Annotated in this window: 16 protein-coding genes; 5 read left to right on the top strand and 11 right to left on the bottom strand. The window is 40.7% G+C overall.

The features are described from left to right. Nucleotides 1-11: 11 nt before the first annotated feature. Together BUC07_RS02470 and BUC07_RS02465 are read left to right on the top strand one after the other, a co-directional pair. Nucleotides 12-599: an RNA polymerase sigma factor gene (locus BUC07_RS02470; protein ID WP_073165059.1), complete on the top strand. Its 588-nt coding sequence runs from the start codon at nt 12-14 to the stop codon at nt 597-599. Then, nucleotides 589-2,082: a tetratricopeptide repeat protein gene (locus BUC07_RS02465; protein ID WP_073165057.1), complete on the top strand. Its 1,494-nt coding sequence runs from the start codon at nt 589-591 to the stop codon at nt 2,080-2,082. The genes BUC07_RS02470 and BUC07_RS02465 overlap by 11 nt, the downstream gene beginning before the upstream one ends. A gap of 183 nt (nt 2,083-2,265) precedes the next feature. On the opposite strand, the gene BUC07_RS02460 is transcribed toward BUC07_RS02465, so the two are convergent. Continuing rightward, a complete protein-coding gene (locus tag BUC07_RS02460; RefSeq protein WP_073165055.1) occupies nt 2,266-5,109 on the bottom strand; it encodes a CHAT domain-containing protein in 2,844 nt (947 codons plus the stop codon). Between the two features lie 136 nt (nt 5,110-5,245). Here BUC07_RS02460 and BUC07_RS20835 point away from each other — a divergent pair, with 136 nt between their 5' ends. After that, a complete protein-coding gene (locus BUC07_RS20835) occupies nt 5,246-5,404 on the top strand; it encodes a hypothetical protein (RefSeq protein ID WP_175552447.1) in 159 nt (52 codons plus the stop codon). Nucleotides 5,405-5,467: 63 nt separating this feature from the next. On the opposite strand, the gene BUC07_RS02455 is transcribed toward BUC07_RS20835, so the two are convergent. The 6 genes from BUC07_RS02455 to guaA form a co-directional block, all read right to left on the bottom strand. After that, nucleotides 5,468-6,610, bottom strand: a complete 1,143-nt coding sequence (locus BUC07_RS02455) for a THUMP domain-containing class I SAM-dependent RNA methyltransferase (protein WP_073165052.1) — start codon at nt 6,608-6,610, stop codon at nt 5,468-5,470. 20 nt (nt 6,611-6,630) lie between these two features. Then, nucleotides 6,631-7,557, bottom strand: coding sequence for a serine O-acetyltransferase EpsC (gene epsC / locus BUC07_RS02450; RefSeq protein ID WP_073165049.1), 927 nt, complete (start codon nt 7,555-7,557; stop codon nt 6,631-6,633). Nucleotides 7,558-7,662: 105 nt separating this feature from the next. Continuing rightward, a complete protein-coding gene (locus BUC07_RS02445; protein WP_073165046.1) occupies nt 7,663-8,196 on the bottom strand; it encodes an AAA family ATPase in 534 nt (177 codons plus the stop codon). A gap of 64 nt (nt 8,197-8,260) precedes the next feature. Then, nucleotides 8,261-8,893 carry a nicotinamide riboside transporter PnuC gene (gene pnuC / locus BUC07_RS02440; protein ID WP_073165044.1) on the bottom strand — a complete coding sequence of 211 codons (633 nt, stop codon included), beginning with the start codon at nt 8,891-8,893 and terminating at the stop codon, nt 8,261-8,263. Nucleotides 8,894-8,900: 7 nt separating this feature from the next. After that, nucleotides 8,901-10,526: a S41 family peptidase gene (locus BUC07_RS02435; RefSeq protein WP_073165041.1), complete on the bottom strand. Its 1,626-nt coding sequence runs from the start codon at nt 10,524-10,526 to the stop codon at nt 8,901-8,903. A 78-nt stretch (nt 10,527-10,604) separates the two neighbouring features. Further along, entirely contained in the window at nt 10,605-12,134 is a 1,530-nt protein-coding gene (guaA, locus tag BUC07_RS02430; RefSeq protein ID WP_073165038.1) for a glutamine-hydrolyzing GMP synthase, read from the bottom strand. Nucleotides 12,135-12,402: 268 nt separating this feature from the next. Here guaA and BUC07_RS02425 point away from each other — a divergent pair, with 268 nt between their 5' ends. Beyond that, on the top strand, nt 12,403-14,931 hold the full coding sequence (locus tag BUC07_RS02425; protein ID WP_073165035.1) for a LysM peptidoglycan-binding domain-containing protein: 2,529 nt from the start codon (nt 12,403-12,405) through the stop codon (nt 14,929-14,931). A 171-nt stretch (nt 14,932-15,102) separates the two neighbouring features. Here BUC07_RS02425 and araA read toward each other — a convergent pair whose 3' ends face one another. From araA to BUC07_RS02405, 4 genes are all read right to left on the bottom strand, one after another. Beyond that, nucleotides 15,103-16,611 (bottom strand): L-arabinose isomerase, encoded by a 1,509-nt coding sequence (gene araA / locus BUC07_RS02420; RefSeq protein WP_073165033.1) that lies wholly within the window; start codon nt 16,609-16,611, stop codon nt 15,103-15,105. Nucleotides 16,612-16,687: 76 nt separating this feature from the next. Next, nucleotides 16,688-18,136, bottom strand: coding sequence for a pyridoxal-dependent decarboxylase (locus tag BUC07_RS02415; protein ID WP_073165510.1), 1,449 nt, complete (start codon nt 18,134-18,136; stop codon nt 16,688-16,690). Between the two features lie 64 nt (nt 18,137-18,200). Then, nucleotides 18,201-18,473, bottom strand: a complete 273-nt coding sequence (locus BUC07_RS02410; protein ID WP_073165030.1) for an acylphosphatase — start codon at nt 18,471-18,473, stop codon at nt 18,201-18,203. Further along, complete coding sequence (locus BUC07_RS02405; RefSeq protein ID WP_073165027.1) at nt 18,454-18,834, bottom strand: hypothetical protein; 381 nt, start codon at nt 18,832-18,834, stop codon at nt 18,454-18,456. The genes BUC07_RS02410 and BUC07_RS02405 overlap by 20 nt, the downstream gene beginning before the upstream one ends. Nucleotides 18,835-19,086: 252 nt before the next feature. Between BUC07_RS02405 and BUC07_RS02400 the strand changes: the two genes are divergently transcribed. Beyond that, nucleotides 19,087-19,547: hypothetical protein (locus tag BUC07_RS02400; RefSeq protein ID WP_217652628.1), on the top strand; the 461-nt coding region annotated here is incomplete at its 3' end.

The raw sequence follows: 19,547 nt of genomic DNA, 5'->3' as shown, positions 1-19,547 counted from the left end.
AATAGAAGAACATGAAAAGTTACACTGATGAACAAATCCTTAAAGGAATACTGAGACATGATAATTTGATACTGCAATACATTTATAAACAGTATTACTACAAGGTAAATCATTTTATTAAGAAGAATAGTGGGAGTGAGGATGATGCTAACGATGTTTTTCAGGAAGCGATAATAGTAATTTATCGGAAGATTAAAGAAAACGATTTAGTTTTCGAAGCGAGTTCTTTTCAGGGGTATTTATTTTCAGTATGCCGTTTTTTATGGCTCAAGCAGCTTGAAAAAATGCGTATAGAAAAAGAGAAAATAAATGACACCATGCCGTACCAGGAAGATTTATACGACGAAAACCTGGTTGAGCTGGTGAATAAAAATGAAAAGTATGGTTTATACCAGAAACATTTTAAATCCCTGAGTACAGATTGTCAGAAACTTTTACAGTTGTTTTTTGAGAAAGTACCCTTAAAGGAAATTGCTCAGATTATGGGGTACAAAGGAGAAAAATATACTAAAAAGCGAAAATTCAAATGTAAAGAGATTCTGATTAGTAGGATAAAGCAAGATACAGAATTTAAAAAAATACTTGAAGATGGTACCTAAAACAAAACTTTTTGAATTGATTGAGGATTATTGCTTAAATAATCTTGACAAACCCGAAAAAATCGAATTTGAAACAGAACTGAAAAAAAATGATGAACTACAGGAAGAAGTAAAATTCGAAGAAGATTTACACGCCGCCATTACTGAAGAAGACGTTCTAATTTTAAGAGAAAAACTCGGAAAAGCTGCAAAACATGCAGATGATAAAAGCAAAGACGGCTCCTTTGCAATGCTCGACGGTTTTGCAGACATCCAGCAACTCACTTCCTCTGTTTCCCCCGATGAACTACTAGATTACTACGATTCGCTACCCAAAGTGCACGTTTATCAACACGAACTTATTTCAAACGAAAACATCCACCAATTCTACAAGGAACAAAAAGCCGCTGAACAGGAGGAGGAATTTTTAGATGAAGATTTTGATGATCTTGAGTTTGAAGGACTGGAAGAGGCCCTTCTTGAAAAAGATGTTTTGGACCTGCGCGATACATTGTCCAAAGTTTCTCAAACCGTTCAAATGCAGTTTTCAACCGAGGAAATTGACGAATACCTTAGTGGTGAACTAACCGGAAAAGAGCTGGAAGAGTTTGAAAAAGAGCTGAAAGTTAACAGCACGTTGGAACGGGAGGTTCGAATCCACAGCGAATTGGAAAATGCCCTCGAAGAGCTGGATGTTTTAAACCTCAGAGATAAAATTTCAGATTTAATGAATACTGAAACTTCCTGGAATGTAAGTGAACAGGATATTGAAGAATTTATTGAAGGAACCCTTGACGGGGAAAAGCTGGCGAGGTTTAATGAGGAGTTGAATGAAAACACCGATTTAAAAGCTGAGGTTTCCCTGCGGAAAAATGTAGATAAATCGATTGGCGAAAAGGATATTTTTACACTCAGGGACAAACTCTCGGAAACTAAGCGTGAAATTGAAACCAAGGAATTAAAATCAATAGTTCCCGATGCCAAAATCCATAAAATGCAATGGTGGAGGGCAAGCGTTGCCATTGTTGTAATTCTAATAGCTGTTACCGGATTGCTTAAAAATGAGTTTGCCTCAACCGAACAATTATACGAAAGGTATTACCAAACACCAGAGTGGTCACCGCAGAGGGCTGTTACGTCCGATGTGAGCTATCTACGGGAAGCAAACGTTCATTATGTCAACGGAGAATACCAAAAGGCGATACAGCTCTACAATCAGGCTTTGGAAGGAAACGCCGAAAAATATGTGTATAATTTTTACAAAGCTGCCAGTTTTCAAAATATGCAGAAATATGACGAAGCTGTTCCTGAGTACACAAAAGTGATAACCCAGGGCGATAATATTTTTATTGAAGAAGCCGAGTGGTACAGGAGTTTGTGCTACATAAAACTGGATTCGAAAGACAAAGCAAAAGAACAATTACTTGCAATAATCGACAGAAAAGGTTTTTATGAAAACGATGCAAAAGCCGTTTTACGAAGATTAAAATATTCATTCAAATAAATTTAAACCGTTAAACTTGATTCAACACATTTACTTAAAACAACTGTTCTCTAAAATGCTGACAACAAAAATTTAAACGAACACTTGAGAACCACACATTCTGAAAAGTTTGTACGAAATTTTTGAAATATTACAAGAAAAGAAATCGTTACTGAAAACCACACATTCTATTTTTCAGTAAATTTATTTACGCGATTTTCTTATTCGAATAATTTGGTCAATTGCAATGCCCAAAATGGCAAAAATTAGAAGTCCGAAGAAATAAATATCATAACTTCTGAATAGCGGCGTTGTATTTCCAATGCTGATATATCCCAACCAATAGAGGGGGTGCGCCATGCGCGGATTGGCTTCCTCGAGGTATTTCAGTTTTGCGAGCCGGAGCGCTTCATCTGTTGGACGACCTTTTTTCAGGTAGCTGTAAAACGAACTCATTATTTGCGTACTTGCGTTGTCTTCTACTTCCCACTGGGTCATAACAATTGAAGGACAACCCGCATACAAAAATCCCCGGGCAAGACTCATTACACCTTCACCTTCCTTTAAACTGCCACTGCCAGTGTTGCAGGCACTTAACACTGTGAGCCGGGCATTCAGGTCAAGATTGTAAATATCTGCAGTGTTCAGCCATCCGTCATTTTCAGGGGTTTCGTTATTGTTTTGGGCAAAAGCAAAACGCGAAAAGGCCGGCAGGGAGTCATTTATGAATGCATGCATTGCCAGGTGCAAAATTTCGAAATCGTCACTGTTTTCTCTGAAATTTAGCTCAGATGCTTCATTTCCTTTGAATACCTTCGTTTTAACTTCTTCTGCTATTAAATCAACTTCTCGCTGAACGCCGGGCAAAGGAATCAGGTTAATCTTTTCATTTTCAAATACCACTGTGTCAGTTTTGTATTCAGGGGCAAAGGCCAAAACTTTGTTGCGTCCTTTTTGTGGCTGGTCGTTAAATTTAAAGTGCAGATTGGCAGAATATGCATAATTTACCGTATTGTTCCTGATAAAATAGGGCAAACGTGCAAATTGTATTTGCGATGTCGTATCAGGCAATTCAACCAGCAGGGCTTCAAACGGGATATAACTTAATTTTCCGTCGGGGATAATTGTAATTTTTTTATCGTGTATTGAAGCTGAAAAGGGCTCAATTAGTTTGTTGTAGAGTTTATGGGCAGAAACGCAGTATTGTTTTGAGTCTTCATTTGTTGTGAATAAATACCGCGGATTGGACATGAAGCGGAACGTACTTTCAATATCGGAAATAAAACCAGCTGAAATATTTTGTTTGGTAAAGCTGAATTTTTCAGGCGAAATAAAAAACGTGTAAAGTTCAGGAATTGAGTCTGTTTCGTTTAAAACATATTCGATAAGTACTTCATTTTTTATCAGGTTTTGCTGAATTTCAGGGATTCTGGCCGCCGAATTGGCGTATTTTAATTCATAAAAATCGCTGTAGTTTTTTTCGAGATACTGGTTCAGTTCTTCACGCTGCTTTTTTAATTCGAAAAGCAATGAGTCGGTTTTTTCAATTGCTTCATGTTCAGGATTTTCAGATGAAGTTAAATTATACAGCTTCTCATTGTTTGAAGTAATTCTGAAATTGAGGTTGCGCTCCAATTGGGTAAGGCTGTCAGGAATTAAACTGTTTTCTTTGGCCAGCTGGTCGGTAATCCGGTCGAAAACTGCACTGGATTTAATCCGTTCAGCGTTATTGAAGGCGAATTCCGCTACGTCCTGCTCATTATTTATTTCATAGGCTTTGAAAGCGGTCTGGATAATTTTATTGAAGGTGGCCTCTTCGAGCGCGCTGAGCTGAATTTTACTGTCGTCAGAATAGATTTCCCTGCGTGCCTGCTGAATAATGTCGGAAGTAACTTTGTAGTGGTCGAGCGCATTGTTGAGTGCTTGCGAATAATGCGCCTGCTTTTTATCCTCGTAAACATTGGCAATCTGGGCATACGTATCGGCAATCAGCTTTAAAAACTCCAGGGTTTGGGTAAGCGAAAGCGTTTGCCCCAAATCGAATGTGTCGCCTGAAAGCGCGTTCAAATCGAAATTTAAGGCTTCCAGCCCTTTTTCATAACTCCTTATCGCTTCTTTAAGGTTGGCCGATTTTTGTTGCCTGAAATCGTCAATGTTTTGGGTTTCTACTTTTAGGTTCTCGTGGTAAACACCAAGGGTCTTAAAGTATAATGACAGATTATTTCCCTGTGTAATATTCTTTTCAGAAAATATGTTTTTTACCCTGGTTAAATTTTTTTCAGCTTCATCAAAGTGATTGTTGTAAATCAAAAATCGGGTAAAATTTAAATATTCGAGTACTAAATTTAAATCGTTTTCAGAATAGTAGTCTCTTGCATAATCAATAGCTTTTTTATAACTGTTATATGCTTCATTGTAATCATCAATTTCTTGCAGAGTAGCAGCTTGTAGGCTTAAAAAAAATAGTTTGGTGTCAGAATATGAAAAGGGTAAATATTTTTCAATAATTTGAATAATTTCTCTGTGATTTTTTAATTGAAAATGGATATTGGCAATATTGTAATAAATGTCGGCAAGGCCTTGTTCATCAATTTCTTTCTGGTCCAAATATATTGCAGCTGCTCTTTGGTAATAGTCAAGTGCTGTATTGTAATCCAAAGAATTTAAATACACATTTCCTATGTTATTATATAAACGGGCTATTGCCATCTTGTTTTGTTCGTATGCCTGTGAATATGCTTTTTCAGCAAGCAGGAAATATTCAATAGCCTGTTCAAAATCCCCCAAATTTCTGTAGGTAATTCCCAGTGCACTGTAAATACTTCCTGTTTCGTATGATTTCTGTCCATAAAGCCTGATGTATGTTTCTAAAGTTTTTTTGAAAAAAAATTCAGCTTCAATATAACGGGAATTTCGGAAGTGGTTTAAAGCCTCATTTCGTAATTCAATTGCCCGTAATGAATCTGTTTTAAGGTTTTGGTTATGAGCACTTACGCTGGTGTAAATTAAAAGGAGAAATAAAAGAAATTTTACAATTTTCGTTTGCATTATAATTACGTTTTGGCCGTTATCAAAATTACGCTTTTAAAATTTTTTTCCAATTCGGGGGTTACCTTTTTCCATTTTTCGGAATATATATATAGAATGTGTGTTTTTCAAGTTTAACGGTTTAAATTAATTTGTGATGAAAAAGTTTTTTGCAAGTACAGAAGAAAAAAGAAATTTCAACGGTTTTGATGTATTAACTTCTAACGAAATGTTGCAGGTTCGCGGTGGTGGTGATGTAAGACCTGATACCCGTGAGAAAGATATTTTCGAGTTTGACGAAGAAGAAGGCAATTAGTAAAATCCGGATGCTTTTCCCGTTTGTGAGAAAATGATGTGTGCCGGTTTTGTGGGCACTCCATTATTTCTTTATCCTTTTCCCTTTAAATAAAGGATATTTTACGTACGAACATTCCAATGATCCGTTGAAAAGCGTATTTTTTTGAGCGGGTTTAAGGCCTATGTTTTTGAGGTACTCTTTTGATGATGTCAGTACCCAGGCGGTATTGCCTGCAAACTGATGTTTCATGCGTTCCCCCAATAAACTGTACAACTTATCGATGTTTTGTTGTTTTAATCTTTCGCCATACGGAGGATTGATAATTATCGTGGCATTGTTGCAATTGATTTCCAAATCTTTTATATCTGCAGTTTGAAAAGTGATGTTGGCATAAACTCTTGCCCGTCGTGCATTGGTTTCTGCATTTAAAACATTGCTCCTCGATATGTCGGACGCAAAAATTTGTTTTGAAAAAGGAGTGATATTTTGTTCCGCTTTAATTTTTTCAAATAATAGTTCATCGTAATCTGCCCATTCCATGAATGCATAGTTTTTTCTGAACCTGCCTGCCGGGATATTTTGTGCTATCATTGCGGCTTCAATCGGCAGGGTGCCCGAACCACACATCGGATCAATAAAATCAGTTTGTCCATTCCAGCCCGATAGCAAAATCATGCCTGCTGCCAAAACTTCGCTCAGGGGAGCTTCGCCCTGTTTGGTACGGTAGCCTCGTTTGTGCAACGATTCACCCGAACTGTCAATTGACAGACTGCAGATGTTTTTATTGATGTGAGCGTTAATAATGACTTCCGGGGTTTGGGTATCTACATTTGGTCTTTTCCCTTTCTTTTGCCGAAAATAATCGGCAATGGCATCTTTTACCTTCAACGAGGCAAACATCGAATTTCGGAAATCATTCGAATGAATTACGGTGCTACTAATGGCAAAACTTTGGTTGATGTTCAAATATTTCTCCCAGTTAATTTTTTTGCATTTCAAATAAAAATGGTCCACATCTTTAAACTGAAACGAATCAATTTCTTTCAGAATTCGCAGCGCAGTCCTCAGGTAATAGTTCGATTTATATATTAATTCCTTGTCTCCTTCATAAAAAACTGCTCTCCGGCCCTGGTTGATGTTTTGTCCGCCGATGTTTTTGATTTCGTTGGCCAGAACAGGTTCAAGCCCTGAAAATGTTTTGGCTATTAAGTTATATTTTTCCAAGATATTTGTTTTTTGATGATTTAGATTCCTGAGCCATCTGCAAAAGTAGTTGATTTAGGTCGCGATTGCACAATTCTTGATTTTGGTGGGATATTTCGTGTAACCCAAACATTACCACCAATAACCGATCCTTCTCCAATTGTGATGCGACCGAGAATTGTGGCTCCCGAATAAATAACAACATTATCTTCCACTACAGGATGCCTCAAAATTCCCTTAATCGGTTTTCCTTCATCGTCGAGCGGAAAGCTTTTGGCACCAAGGGTAACGCCCTGGTAGATTTTTACATTATTTCCAATGATGCTGGTTGACCCGATAACAACGCCTGTGCCATGATCAATCGTGAAATTTTCACCGATTTTGGCACGCGGGTGAATGTCTATTCCCGTTTCGCTGTGTGCCATTTCCGATATAAAACGCGGAATCAGCGGTATTTCTAACTCCAGTAACTTGTGGGCAACCCGGTAATTTGTGATTGCCCGAATACCCGGATAGCAAAAAATGACTTCGCCCAGATTCCGTGCTGCCGGGTCATTAATGAATGTAGCATTCACATCAGCAACCAGTTTCCGTCGAATTTCAGGTAGATTTTCAATAAAACAGGCAGCAGTCTCTTTTGCCCTTGCTTTGTGTTTATCAATTTTGACAGAATTATCGTCCTGGCATTCAAAACACATTCCTGCAAGGATTTCTTCACTTAGGAGTTCGTGTAGTTCATCCACATAAACTCCCATGTAGTGACGGGTGGTGTTGGGCCTTAACGATGTGTTGCCAAAATAACCGGGGAAAAGTATTTCCCTGATCATATTTACTACTTTCCGTAGTTTGGCAATGGATGGCAGGGGTTCGCCCAGCCGGTGTTCATGACAAACAACATTGTAGGTTTTGGGGTCACTCAGACTTTCAACTGTTTTCGAAATTCTATCTTCAAATTCTTGTCTTGGCATAATATTGAACTATTTTTCTTTCCTGCAATATCTGAATTAAATAGGGTAATGTTTTTATAAATGCAATTATTTTTTCGAACAATCCTGGAATGAATCAGTTTAACCTTAACTGTTCATCCGGAGCAGGTTTTGCAATGCATTATTATTTCGTTCCTGATTTTTTCCACTTACAATTTTGTAATTGAAATTGTAGTCTTTAATCGTTTCGATGTATTTTTGCTGGAGGATTTCGCGTTGCTCTCCACCGTTTTCTCTTACGGGATCGGGAATCCAGGGTAAATCAGTATCGCAAATCAGAAATAAATCAATTGGTGTATTTTTTATTTGATCATCGAGCCACGAGGGCAGATGGTTAAAAACCACTTCAAACCAAATTTTTGTGATAATGAGCCAGGTGTCAAGGAAAATGTAAGGGGCACCTGAATTTTTATTTTGTATTGTTTTTAAGCTTGAAACCTGTTCGTGTGCAATTATTTCAACATCATCGTAGGTATATTTTCTTTTCAGGTTTTCAATGTGTTCTCGGGCAAATTCGGGTAAAAAAGGGGCATGGAAATATTTGGCCAGCCATTCTGTAAGGACACTTTTCCCGGTTGATTCGGCCCCGGTTATAACAATTATTTTTTGAGATGCATTCATGTTTCAACTATTTACTTCCTTTTGTGTGCAGTTGGATTAAATTTATCAGCGTGTGCGAAAAAAATCATGCTTTTTTCAAACCGGATGTTAATTCTGCTTTGTTCAAATCCTTCTTCCACTCCAGGTATCCAACAATTGCCATAACGGCATAAACAATAAACAACACCACCGTTGGCCAAAGATTTTTGTAAACATATAATCCGGCAGAAAAGAAGTCAACAAAAATCCAGATGATCCAGTGCTCAATATATTTTTTTGCCAGCATCCACGTGGCGGTTATGCTCAAGGCAGTTGTCAGCGAGTCCATTACCGGAACTGTTGAATCGGTAAATCTTTTCAGGATAAAAATTAAAAACAGAAAAATAAGCAGGGTTACAATTGCGGATTTTACCAAAACCCATTTTTTTATTCTGGTAACCGGAACCTGTTGTTCGCTGTTCCGGGCTGCTTTTTTTTCGCCTTTTAACCAAAAATACCACCCGTAAATGCTTATGAAAACATAATAAACCTGCAGGCCCATGTCGGCATAGAAGCCAGACTGAAAAAACACGACGATGTAAAGCGCTGATGTTAAAAGCCCTGTTGCCCACGTTAAAATGTGCTGCCTGATGGAAAAGAGGATGTATAATAAACCCAGTATGGCACCAATTAATTCAATTTTATTACTCCACAACCAGGTGGTTAAAACTTCTGCCATGGTTTATTTACTCAGTCGAAACCAGTAGGTTATTGTATTGTTCCTGATTTTTTATCACCTCTAAAGCTTTACGGATTGCATCATCGTCTTCGTTAATTATTTTATAGAAATCATCCCTCGCAAAAATATCCCGTGCAATCAATGCTTTAATTTCTCTCTTCATATTCACCCTGGTAAAGTCGAGGCTTTTCTGGTCTTTTTCAATACCTTCTTTTTCGCCGTTGGCAACAATTGTATTTACCATATCCTCTGTTACTTCAAAATTTGTGTTGAAGCCATCAAATTCAGCATATTTCCGTTTAAGTTTTGAACGGTTTTTATCCACGTAGTCGAGTACAAAATTGTAAACAATCTGATTGCGCCTCAGTCTGTTGTAGTAGCGGAAATAACTTGATGTATCCATGGGGACGAAAATGTCGGGCATTACCCCACCTCCGCCGTAAACGGTACGTCCGTTAACGAGTGTTTTGTATTTCAGTGAATCGACCAAATCGATACTGTCTTTGCTGAAGAACTCCCCGGCGGCCATGCGTTCAAACCGGTCTCTCCGGTAATCTTCGGTACCGTTGTCGTAAGGTTTCTGAATGCATCTTCCGCTTGGTGTGTAGTAGTGTGCCGTAGTGAGCCGAACGACTGAACCATCAGTTAAAAAATAGGGCTTTTGAACCAGTCCTTTTCCAAACGACCGGCGTCCGATAACCAGGCCGCGGTCCCAGTCCTGAACAGCACCGGATACAATTTCGCTTGCAGATGCCGAAGATTCATCAACTAAAACTATTAGGTTGCCATTTTCAAAAATGCCTGAAGTAGTGGCGTTGTATTCCCTTTTGGGTTCATTGGTCCCTTCAGTGTAAACCACCAGCTTGTTATTTTCAAGGAATTGATCAGATATTTCAATGGCGGTTTTCAGGTACCCGCCTCCGTTGCCTCGTAAATCGAGAACCAAATTTTCAATGTTTTGCTGGTTAAGTTGATTCATCGCTTCAGTAAATTCATCGGTGGTTGTGGCCGAAAATTTATTCAGCTTTATGTAGCCTGTTGATTCATCAAGCATATAAGATGCATCGAGGCTGTTGATAGGAATTTTGTCGCGGATAATTTTAAATTCGAGCATTTTGTCGGAACTTTTCCGCACTACTTTAATTTCAACTTTAGTTCCTTTTTTCCCACGCAGCAAATCAAAAACATCGCTGTTCTTAATTCCTGTACCGGCAATATTTTCGCCATCCACTTCAACAATGCGGTCACCGGCGCGTACTCCCACTTTTTCTGAAGGACCGCCCGGGATTGTTGTTGTTACCAGCAAGGTGTCTTTAAATATATTGAATGAAATTCCAATCCCTTCGAAATTACCCTGCAGCGGTTCGTTCATTCTTTGCACTTCTTCTTTCGAAATATAAACCGAATGCGGGTCCAACTCACTTAACAGGTGCACTATGGAATTCTCTGTGAGTTCGTCCACGTTGGTAGTGTCAACATAATAACTGTCAACAAGCCGTAACAGCCGGCCAAATTTCAACTGGTTCTTTTGAACTGACTCCTGTGCACTCAAAAAGGCAGGTGCCAATACAAACAATGATATCAGGAGTAACAAATTCTGACGCCATTTTTTTATATTTCGGTGATATGTCATCTTAAATTTCGTTTTAATTTATACTTTTAATTTCAATTATCACGCCAAACTATCTGCCGGGCTTAATCGAAAAAACGTTTATTCCCACTCAATTGTTGCGGGTGGCTTCGAGCTGATGTCGTAAACCACACGGTTAATTCCTCTCACCCGGTTGATGATTTCATTGGACATTTTTGCAAGAAAATCGTACGGAAGATGCACCCAGTCGGCTGTCATTCCATCGGTTGAGGCAACTGCGCGCAGCGCTACTGTATTTTCGTAAGTTCGCTCGTCGCCCATCACGCCAACCGATTGTATGGGCAGCAAAATTACGCCTGCCTGCCAAACTTTATCATAAAGTCCCCAGTTTTTTAATCCGTTTACAAAAATGGCATCGGCTTCCTGCAGCATTCGCACTTTTTCGGGGGTCACATCGCTCAGGATTCTGATTCCCAAACCTGGCCCCGGGAATGGATGGCGGCCCAGTAATTCTTGTTTAATATTGAGTGCTTTCCCCACGCGTCTCACTTCATCTTTAAACAACAACCGAAGTGGCTCCACAACTTTTAAATGCATTTTTTCAGGAAGCCCTCCCACGTTGTGGTGCGATTTAATAGTGGCCGAAGGGCCGTTTACCGACACCGATTCTATTACATCGGGGTAAATAGTTCCTTGTGCCAGCCATTTAACATCTTTTATCTTTTTTGCTTCAGCATCGAACACTTCGATGAAATTCCGGCCAATTATTTTTCGCTTCTCCTCCGGGTCGGTAATTCCCCTGAGGTCGTTCCAGAATTTATGTTTGGCATCCACTCCAATTACATTCAGTCCCATATTTTCGTAGGAGTGCAACACATTTTTAAATTCATCTTTTCTCAACAAGCCGTTATCCACAAAAATGCAGGTGAGGTTGCTTCCAATGGCTTCATTTAAAAGCACAGCTGTAACCGACGAATCCACTCCGCCTGAAAGGCCAAGAACAACTTTATCGCTGCCAAGTTTTTTCTGAAGTTCTTTAACGGTTGCTTCTACAAACGACAGGGGGGTCCAGGTTTGTTCGCATTCACAAATATCAACTGCAAAGTTTTTTAACACCTGCTGCCCTTCGGTGGTGTGGTAAACTTCGGGGTGAAACTGAATGGCATAGGTTAATTCGTTATCGATTTTATAGGCTGCAAAATTTACATCTTCGGTTGAAGCCACTACTTTGAAATTTTCTGGAAGTTTGGTAATGGTATCTCCATGCGACATCCAAACCTGGGTGTGCAGGCTGACGTCCTGAAACAAAGGGCAGTCGTGATCGATGAATCCTAATTTTGCCCTTCCGTATTCCCTGGAATCGGACGGAGCCACTTCGCCACCAAAAAAGTGAGCCATGTATTGTGCCCCGTAACAAATTCCAAGCACCGGTATTTTTCCTTTAATTTTTGATAAATCGGGTTGTGGAGCTTTTTTGTCGCGCACAGAAAAGGGACTGCCCGAAAGAATCACGCCTTTTACGGTTTCGTCAATTTCCGGGAAATGGTTAAATGGATGAATTTCGCAATAAACATTGAGCTCACGGATTTTTCGGCCGATTAGCTGAGTGTACTGTGAGCCGAAATCGAGAATCAGAATTTTTTCCTGCATGGATAATAATTTATAATGAATGCTTCCGTTTAAAAAGCAAAAGTAAAAATAACCATGTAAAATTTATTCCGTTGCAGCTGAAAAAGTTGAAAGTGTTAACATGCAGGCATCATTACTGCTTTTAAACGGGTTCTGCCGGATTTCTTTTATTCGCATTATACTTCAACTGTTTCTGAATCTAAAATTATTTTGAAATAACAGCGTTTTCAATTTAGGGATGATCATTTATTATTATTTTTGAACGAATTTTTAAAACCGGTTTTTTAAAATGAAATTTTCTCAGCCGTTAATTATCGTTTTTTTCTTTTTAGCCTTTAGTATCGGGGCGAATGCCCAGCAATTGAAGGAAAACGAACTGGTGGTGATAAAAGGAGAAAAGTATATATTACACCAGGTGCGCACCGGCGAAACAATGTATTCCATCACCCAACGGTTTAATGTGGACAGCAATGAACTGGTTGCTCATAATCCTGAATTGTCAGATGGTTTGAAAATAGGGGAGATTTTAAAAATTCCTTACCGCGAAGAAGCGGATCTCAGTGAAAAACCAATTTACCAGAAAGGAGATCCTTCGAAATTTATTTTTCATACCATTTCTTCCCGAAAAGAGACGCCCTATTTTATTGCCAAACAATACGGAATAACTGTTGAGGAAATATATGCCTATAATCCTGAAGTACAGCGTTTCAGAAAAGGTGTAAAACTACGCATTCCCCGTTGGGAGGCGGCGGAAGATCAGGTGGACAAAACCGAACAATTCCCGGCCGCAGAAAAACCTCTGGAGCAGGACGATGGCGACCAGCTGATAAAACACGAAGTGGCACAGGGAGAAACGCTGTATTCAATTTCGAAAAAATATAACGTATCGCAAAGCGAAATTCTTTTTTATAACCCCGGAGCCAAAGATTTAAAAGCCGGCAGTATTATTTACCTTCCACAAACAGAACAGACCGTTGCAGAAGAAACAGACAGGCCTGATGAGGATATTTCGCAGTTTCAGGACGATGTACAATGGCCCGATGAAAGTGAAGGGTTTGATGCTGAAAGTATTTCAGGAAAATATTTTACACACACCATTGTGTCGGGCGAAACACTGTGGGGCATTTCTCAAAAATACAATGTGGATGAAGATGAGCTGAAAAGTCTGAACCCGGTTTTGGAGAGTGGCTTTCCGGCAGGCGTTTCAATTAAAATTCCGGTTGAGGAGCAGGAACTGGCCAGCCCGGAACCCAAAAACGAAGAGGCTTTTATCAGGCATAATGTTGCACAGGGGGAAACATTATTTGGGCTGGCAACAAAATACAATATTTCAATTCCTGAAATTCGGAAATTTAACCCGGCCCTCGAAAACCGAAACCTTGTTTTGGGAGAAACCATTTTAATTCCGAGAAAGCCAGATGAGGAAATTGCAACTTTCATGAAAGAGAAAGAAAAAGATTCCGTTTTTGTTGCTTCTGAAGAACCAGAATTCGATACCGATTATTACGAGGTTGAGCTTCCTGCGGAAATACCCGATTATTGCCTGCCGGCGATCAGTGAAAGTTTTGTAAGCCAGGTTTACGATGTGGCTTTGTTTCTGCCGTTTTATGTGTATGCGAATGATACGCTCAACCGGGAAATTATTATGCCGGACACCACCCAAATGAACGACCTTGCTTTTTCTGATAATCCTTTAATTGATGAATTACCGGAAGAGACTGACACTTTAATTGAACAGGAGTTGACCCAGGAAATGTTTCACAGCTTTTACAGAAACAGTGAAGATTTCCTGCAGTTTTACGAAGGGGTGCTCCTGGCAATAGATTCCCTGGAGCAGGAAGGAATGAATATCAGGTTGCATGTTTTCGATACGCAGCAAAATCCGGATTCAATCCGAAAGTTTATTTACAGTGAGGAATTTCTGGAAACCGATTTAATAATTGGTCCTGTTTATTCACAGGTGCAGCAGCAGGTTTCTGAAATATCAGCCAAAAACCGCATTCCCATGGTTTCGCCGCTGGCATCGCAATCGGCCGATTTGCAAAGCAATCCGTATCTGTTTCAGATTAACCCGTCGCGCGATTATCTGGCTGAAAAAACTGCGGAATTTATCGCAGAAGAATATTTCAACAGTAATTTTATTGTTTTTGAAGCCGGCGACCAAAATAATGCGGATGCCGAAAGGGTGGTTGAGTTAACAAAAGAACGATTATATCAGTCAGGATACTGGGGGCAACAGCAGGGCGTTAATTTTAGTGTTTACGATTTCAACAGCGAAGGGCCTTTTGGCTTTGGCCGGATTTTGTCGCGTACCAAAGAGAATGTTGTTTTTGTACCTTCACTAAACGAAGGCGAGATTAGCGTGGCTCTTTCAAATATCAATAACAGGGCCGACGATTATTCAATTACGCTCATCGGTTTTAACAGGTACGAACAATTCAGCAGCATCGATTTAGCGTATTATTTCAACTTGAAACTGCACTATATTGATCCTTACTGGATTGATTACAAAGATCCTGCAACCATCCAGTTCATTAATAAATTCAAAGCGAACTTTCATACTGAACCTGATAATTTTGGTGCACAGGGTTACGATGTGGCTTTTTATTTTCTGAACGCGCTAAAAAATTACGGAAAACATTTTGAAGCGTGCCTTCCTTACATGCGAACCAATCTGGTTCAGGGGAATTATAAGTTTGAAAAAGTATCTCCTTTTGGCGGCTACATGAACAAGGGCGTTTCGGTAATTAATTATCAGCGCGATTACGATGTGGTGCGAAAAAGAATAATTGGCAAAAACCGCATTGCGCAACAATAGCCTTCGTTTTTTCAACCGCAATTATCAGTTTATGGATAGTTTAGGTATCTGGGGAACTACAATCGGGTTTCCGGATTTTCACAATTAAAACAAAAAGCAGCTGCCTTCGAATTAAAAGAATACTATTGAATGGCAAACTGCTTTTTTATTTTGGTAAACCCTGCTTTACAATTATTTCAGCCCATTGGCAAGCATGTAGTAGATTTCATTCCAGCGCAGCTCTTTTTTGAACTCATCAACTTTTGTGTTTTTGTCGATTACAACAAATTCCACATCGGCATATTCGGCAAACGTTTCAATGTATTCCGGTGTCAGTGCCAGCGTGAAAGCGGAGTGGTGCGTTCCGCCGGCATAAATCCATGCCGCTGCCCCGTCGGCCAGGTTGGGGTGCGTTTTCCAGAATGCTGACGAAACGGGTAATTTAGGCATTTTATCTAATGGTTCAATCACGTCGAGCGTGTTTACAATAAACCGGAACCGGTTGCCCATATCTATTAAGGTAACATTCATGGCATCTCCCGTGGCACTTTCAAAAACCAGCCGTGCCGGGGCATCTTTGCCGCCAATTCCCAGCGGATGAACTTCGAGGCGTGGTTTTTGGGCTGCAATCGACGGGCAGATTTCCAGCATGTGCGCGCCCAAAACGGCTTCATTTTGCGGATCCATGTGGTAGGTGTAATCTTCCATAAATGAGCTTCCGCCTTCCATTCCGGCCGACATGGTTTTCACAATCCGCAGCATGGCTGCCTGTTTCCAGTCGCCTTCGGCGCCAAAACCGTAACCTGCAGCCATCAGTCGCTGCGATGCCAGTCCCGGCAACTGGTCGAGTCCGGTCAGGTTTTCGAAGTTGGTAGTAAAGGCCTTGAAATTTCCTTCTTCCATAAAACGTTTCAGGGCAATTTCGTAACGTGCCTGCACCCGGACATTCTCATGGTATTCATTTCCGGGTTTGCAGTTTTCTGCCACGTCGTAAAGCTTTTCATATTCTTTGTAAAGCTCATCCACTTCAGCATCGGTTACATTTTCCACCTGCGCCACCAAATCGCCCGGGCCATAAGCCGAAATCTGCCAGCCAAATTTAATCTGTGCTTCCACTTTGTCGCCTTCTGTAACGGCTACTTCGCGCATGTTATCGCCAAAGCGGGCTACTTTCAGTCCCTGCGAATCGGCCCAGCCAATGGCCGTGCGGCACCAAACGGCAATCTGGTTCTGCACTTTTTCATCCTGCCAGTGGCCAACCACTACCTTGCGGTTTTTGCGCATCCGCGTATTGATAAAACCATATTCGCGGTCGCCGTGTGCACTCTGGTGCAGGTTCATATAATCCATGTCGATTTTGCTCCAGGGCAAATCACGGTTGAACTGGGTATGTAAGTGCATGTAAGGTTTGCTCAACGCTTTTAAACCGCCAATCCACATTTTGGCTGGTGAAAAAGTGTGCATCCAGGTAATCATCCCAATACATTTGGGGTTGGAACTTGCCTGCACACAAATGTCCAGAATTTCGTCGGGGGTTTTAACCACTGGTTTAAATACAATATTTACCGGTAATTTTCCGGAAGCATTCAAACCTTTTACAATTTCTGCCGAATCGGCATCTACCTGTTTTAATGTTTCTTCGCCATATAAATGCTGGCTGCCTGTAACAAACCAGATTTCGAACTGATTAAAATCTATCATGTTTTTATGTTTTAAAATATTGAAGCTAAATGTAAAAAAACTTCTTTAAAAGTAAAAATTACACTTATAAAAATTATTAATTTTTAGCTTTTCGGTTTTTAAGCAGATGTTCGGCAGTTGCTTTAATCAGCTGCCATGTTTCCTTCACATGTCTTTCCTCGGTATGGGTTTGCCCAATGCTCATGCGCAGCACAACCCGGTTGTTCAGTTTGGTGTGTGTGAAAAACGCTTTGCCGGTTTCGTTTACCGTGTTCATTAATTTCATGTTGAAATCATCATCCGATTTATGCCGGAAACAAACCAGGTTGATCTGTGGTTCCACAACGATTTCAAAATCATCTGATTCTCTTACCCAGCTGGCAAAATTTTGCGCCATTTCCACATGTTTCCTGATGTGGAATTGCAATCCTTCTGCGCCGTAATGCCGGATAACAAACCAAAGTTTCAGCGACCGGAACCTCCGGCCCAGCTGCACGTGCCAGTCGCGGTAATCGAACACGGCACCCGTTTCGGTGGCTTTATTTTTCAGGTATTCGGGCAAAATGGAAAAGGTGTTGATGAGCTCGTTGCGGTTGGCTACCCAAAACACGTCGCAGTCCAAATTGGTAAACATCCATTTGTGCGGGTTGAAACAGTAACTGTCGGCCAGTTCCACACCGTCTTTCAGGTGCCTGAATTCGGGGCAGGCCATTGCAGTTCCGGCCATGGCAGCATCAACATGCAGCCAGCAGTTTTCTGCGCGGCAAATTTCGCCGATTTCCCGCACCGGATCCATCGCGGTGGAGGAGGTAGTGCCAATGGTTGCGCACACGAAAAAGGGCAGGAGCCCGTTTTTTTTGTCTTCCTGAATTTGCTTTTGAAGCATTTCGGGGCGCATGGCAAACTGGTCGTCCACATCAATCATTCGGAGGTTTTCGCTGCCGATTCCGGCCATTTTAATGGCTTTTTCGAGTGATGAATGGGTTTGCGACGAAACGTAGGCCACCAGTTTCTGCCGCACACCGGTTTTGTTCGATTCGTATTTCGTAGCACGCTCACGTGCGGCAATCACTGCGGTGAGTGCCGACGTGGAGGCGGTGTCCTGGATCACTCCGCCGCCGGTGGAAGTGGATTTAAACTTTTCGGGCATGTCCATCATTTCGGCCAGCCAGTCAAGTACGCGCGTTTCCAGTTCGGTAGCTGCCGGGCTGGTGGCCCAAATCATTCCCTGAACGCCCAGTCCTGACGAAACCAAATCGCCCAAAATGGAGGGAAACGAAGTGTTGGATGGAAAATATCCGTAAAAATTGGGCGACTGCCAATGGGTAATTCCCGACATAATTTTTTCATCCAGGTCGTGCATAATCTGGCTGAACGGTTCGCCTTTTTGCGGTGGTTGCTCAGGTAACGAGGCTTTAATCTCCCCTGGCTCAACTTGTGACAAAACCGGGTATTTTTCAATGTTTTCGTAATAATCGGCAATCCAGTCGATGATTTTTTTCCCTTCTTCTCTGAATTGTTCGGGGGTAAGGTGATAATTCTTCATTTTAATATTTTTTGATAAGCAATCTTTTAATTTTTTTAGGTCCGGCGAGTTTTTAGTCAGAAAGTCAATATTTAACTTCAAACCGGCTGAAATTTTCCAGATCGGGCATTTGGGTTTTTGAAAGGTTTTTTACACGTGCCATGGACGGGCCCATGCGCAGATAATCAGTAAAAGTATCCACATCCGTTTCATCGCCCTGGGCCATTACTTCAACACTTCCGCGGGGCGTGTTTTTCACCCAGCCTTTAATGTTTAGCTCGTCCGCTTTCTTCTGAACAAAATAACGAAATCCTACTCCCTGCACTCGTCCGTTGATTTCAATTTTGTATTGTACCACTGCTATTCTTTTTGAATTGTTCAACTATTTCGGGTTGCGACAAAGCCCAGATAGAATAAACTCCAACAGCCGTCCCGATGGGGAAATTAATAAGATCGAGTACAGAAATAATTAAGGTCAGGATGCGGGCCCACTCTTTTCGTTTAAAAAGCCCGATGCCGGCTATTATTCCGGGCAGGCTTAGAAATACGATAAACCCGGTGAGTACCTGTGCGATTATTGTCAGCACGATTTGGGCCTGGTGATCGTTTGACATTCCGCCTGCAAACTGTAATACAATGAACACAAATATTCCGGCGAGGATTCCCAAAATACTTAGCCCGATGTGAAGGGCAGCAATGATGTTTATATGTTTTTCCATTTTGTTGGTTTTTTTGTGGAATTAAAATTACAAAAATCACAGGGAATAAAAGGTTATTGGTAAAAAAATCAGTTCACCGGTCAACATTTAAGGATAAAAGCAGTTTATTTTTTTAGAAAGGTTTTAAATAAACAATACTTCGTTAAAAATGTGGATAACTATTTGAAAATGAGCAAAATAAACCATCGGAATATTTGATTAAACCCCTGATAATCAGTATCTTAATGGATTTTACCACAAATCTGTTATAGAATGACTACCAGGGGATATAATAATTATAATTCATTAATTATCAGAACGTTAAACAAAATATCGGTTTTCAACAAATGCAGGAAAGACTTTTTCTGCGAAGTCGTTATCCTTTTGCTTTCCATTAAAGGGCGTGTTAACTTTTTACAGCTCGGCCGTTTCGGAAATTTTAAAGAACAAAGATACCGACAACAATTTGAAAAACCTTTCCCCTGGCTCGATTTCAACAAAGAACTTACCCTTTCGCATGGTGGCAGCCGGTTTGTAATAGCATTTGACCCGAGCTACATCAATAAATCAGGAAAGAAAACACCCGGTGTGGGCTGGTACTGGTCAGGGTGTGCAGGACAGTCAAAATGGGGCCTTGAGATTGGCGGCCTTGCAGCCATCGATTTGGACAACCACACCGCGTTCCACCTTGAAGCTGTTCAAACACTGATTGAAGACAAGCAGGCAACCAGTTT

It is taken from the genome of Tangfeifania diversioriginum (assembly GCF_900141875.1).
In the GTDB taxonomy this organism is placed as follows: Bacteria; Bacteroidota; Bacteroidia; order Bacteroidales; family Prolixibacteraceae; genus Tangfeifania; species Tangfeifania diversioriginum.
This window is presented reverse-complemented; position numbering and strand designations above follow the sequence as displayed.

Coding starts and splice junctions, on each gene's coding strand:
- BUC07_RS02470 (WP_073165059.1), top strand. CDS start 12: ATGAAAAGTTACACTGATGAACAAATCCTTAAAGGAATACTGAGACAT.
- BUC07_RS02465 (WP_073165057.1), top strand. CDS start 589: ATGGTACCTAAAACAAAACTTTTTGAATTGATTGAGGATTATTGCTTA.
- BUC07_RS02460 (WP_073165055.1), bottom strand. CDS start 5,109: ATGCAAACGAAAATTGTAAAATTTCTTTTATTTCTCCTTTTAATTTAC.
- BUC07_RS20835 (WP_175552447.1), top strand. CDS start 5,246: ATGAAAAAGTTTTTTGCAAGTACAGAAGAAAAAAGAAATTTCAACGGT.
- epsC (WP_073165049.1), bottom strand. CDS start 7,557: ATGCCAAGACAAGAATTTGAAGATAGAATTTCGAAAACAGTTGAAAGT.
- BUC07_RS02445 (WP_073165046.1), bottom strand. CDS start 8,196: ATGAATGCATCTCAAAAAATAATTGTTATAACCGGGGCCGAATCAACC.
- pnuC (WP_073165044.1), bottom strand. CDS start 8,893: ATGGCAGAAGTTTTAACCACCTGGTTGTGGAGTAATAAAATTGAATTA.
- BUC07_RS02435 (WP_073165041.1), bottom strand. CDS start 10,526: ATGACATATCACCGAAATATAAAAAAATGGCGTCAGAATTTGTTACTC.
- guaA (WP_073165038.1), bottom strand. CDS start 12,134: ATGCAGGAAAAAATTCTGATTCTCGATTTCGGCTCACAGTACACTCAG.
- BUC07_RS02425 (WP_073165035.1), top strand. CDS start 12,403: ATGAAATTTTCTCAGCCGTTAATTATCGTTTTTTTCTTTTTAGCCTTT.
- araA (WP_073165033.1), bottom strand. CDS start 16,611: ATGATAGATTTTAATCAGTTCGAAATCTGGTTTGTTACAGGCAGCCAG.
- BUC07_RS02415 (WP_073165510.1), bottom strand. CDS start 18,136: ATGAAGAATTATCACCTTACCCCCGAACAATTCAGAGAAGAAGGGAAA.
- BUC07_RS02405 (WP_073165027.1), bottom strand. CDS start 18,834: ATGGAAAAACATATAAACATCATTGCTGCCCTTCACATCGGGCTAAGT.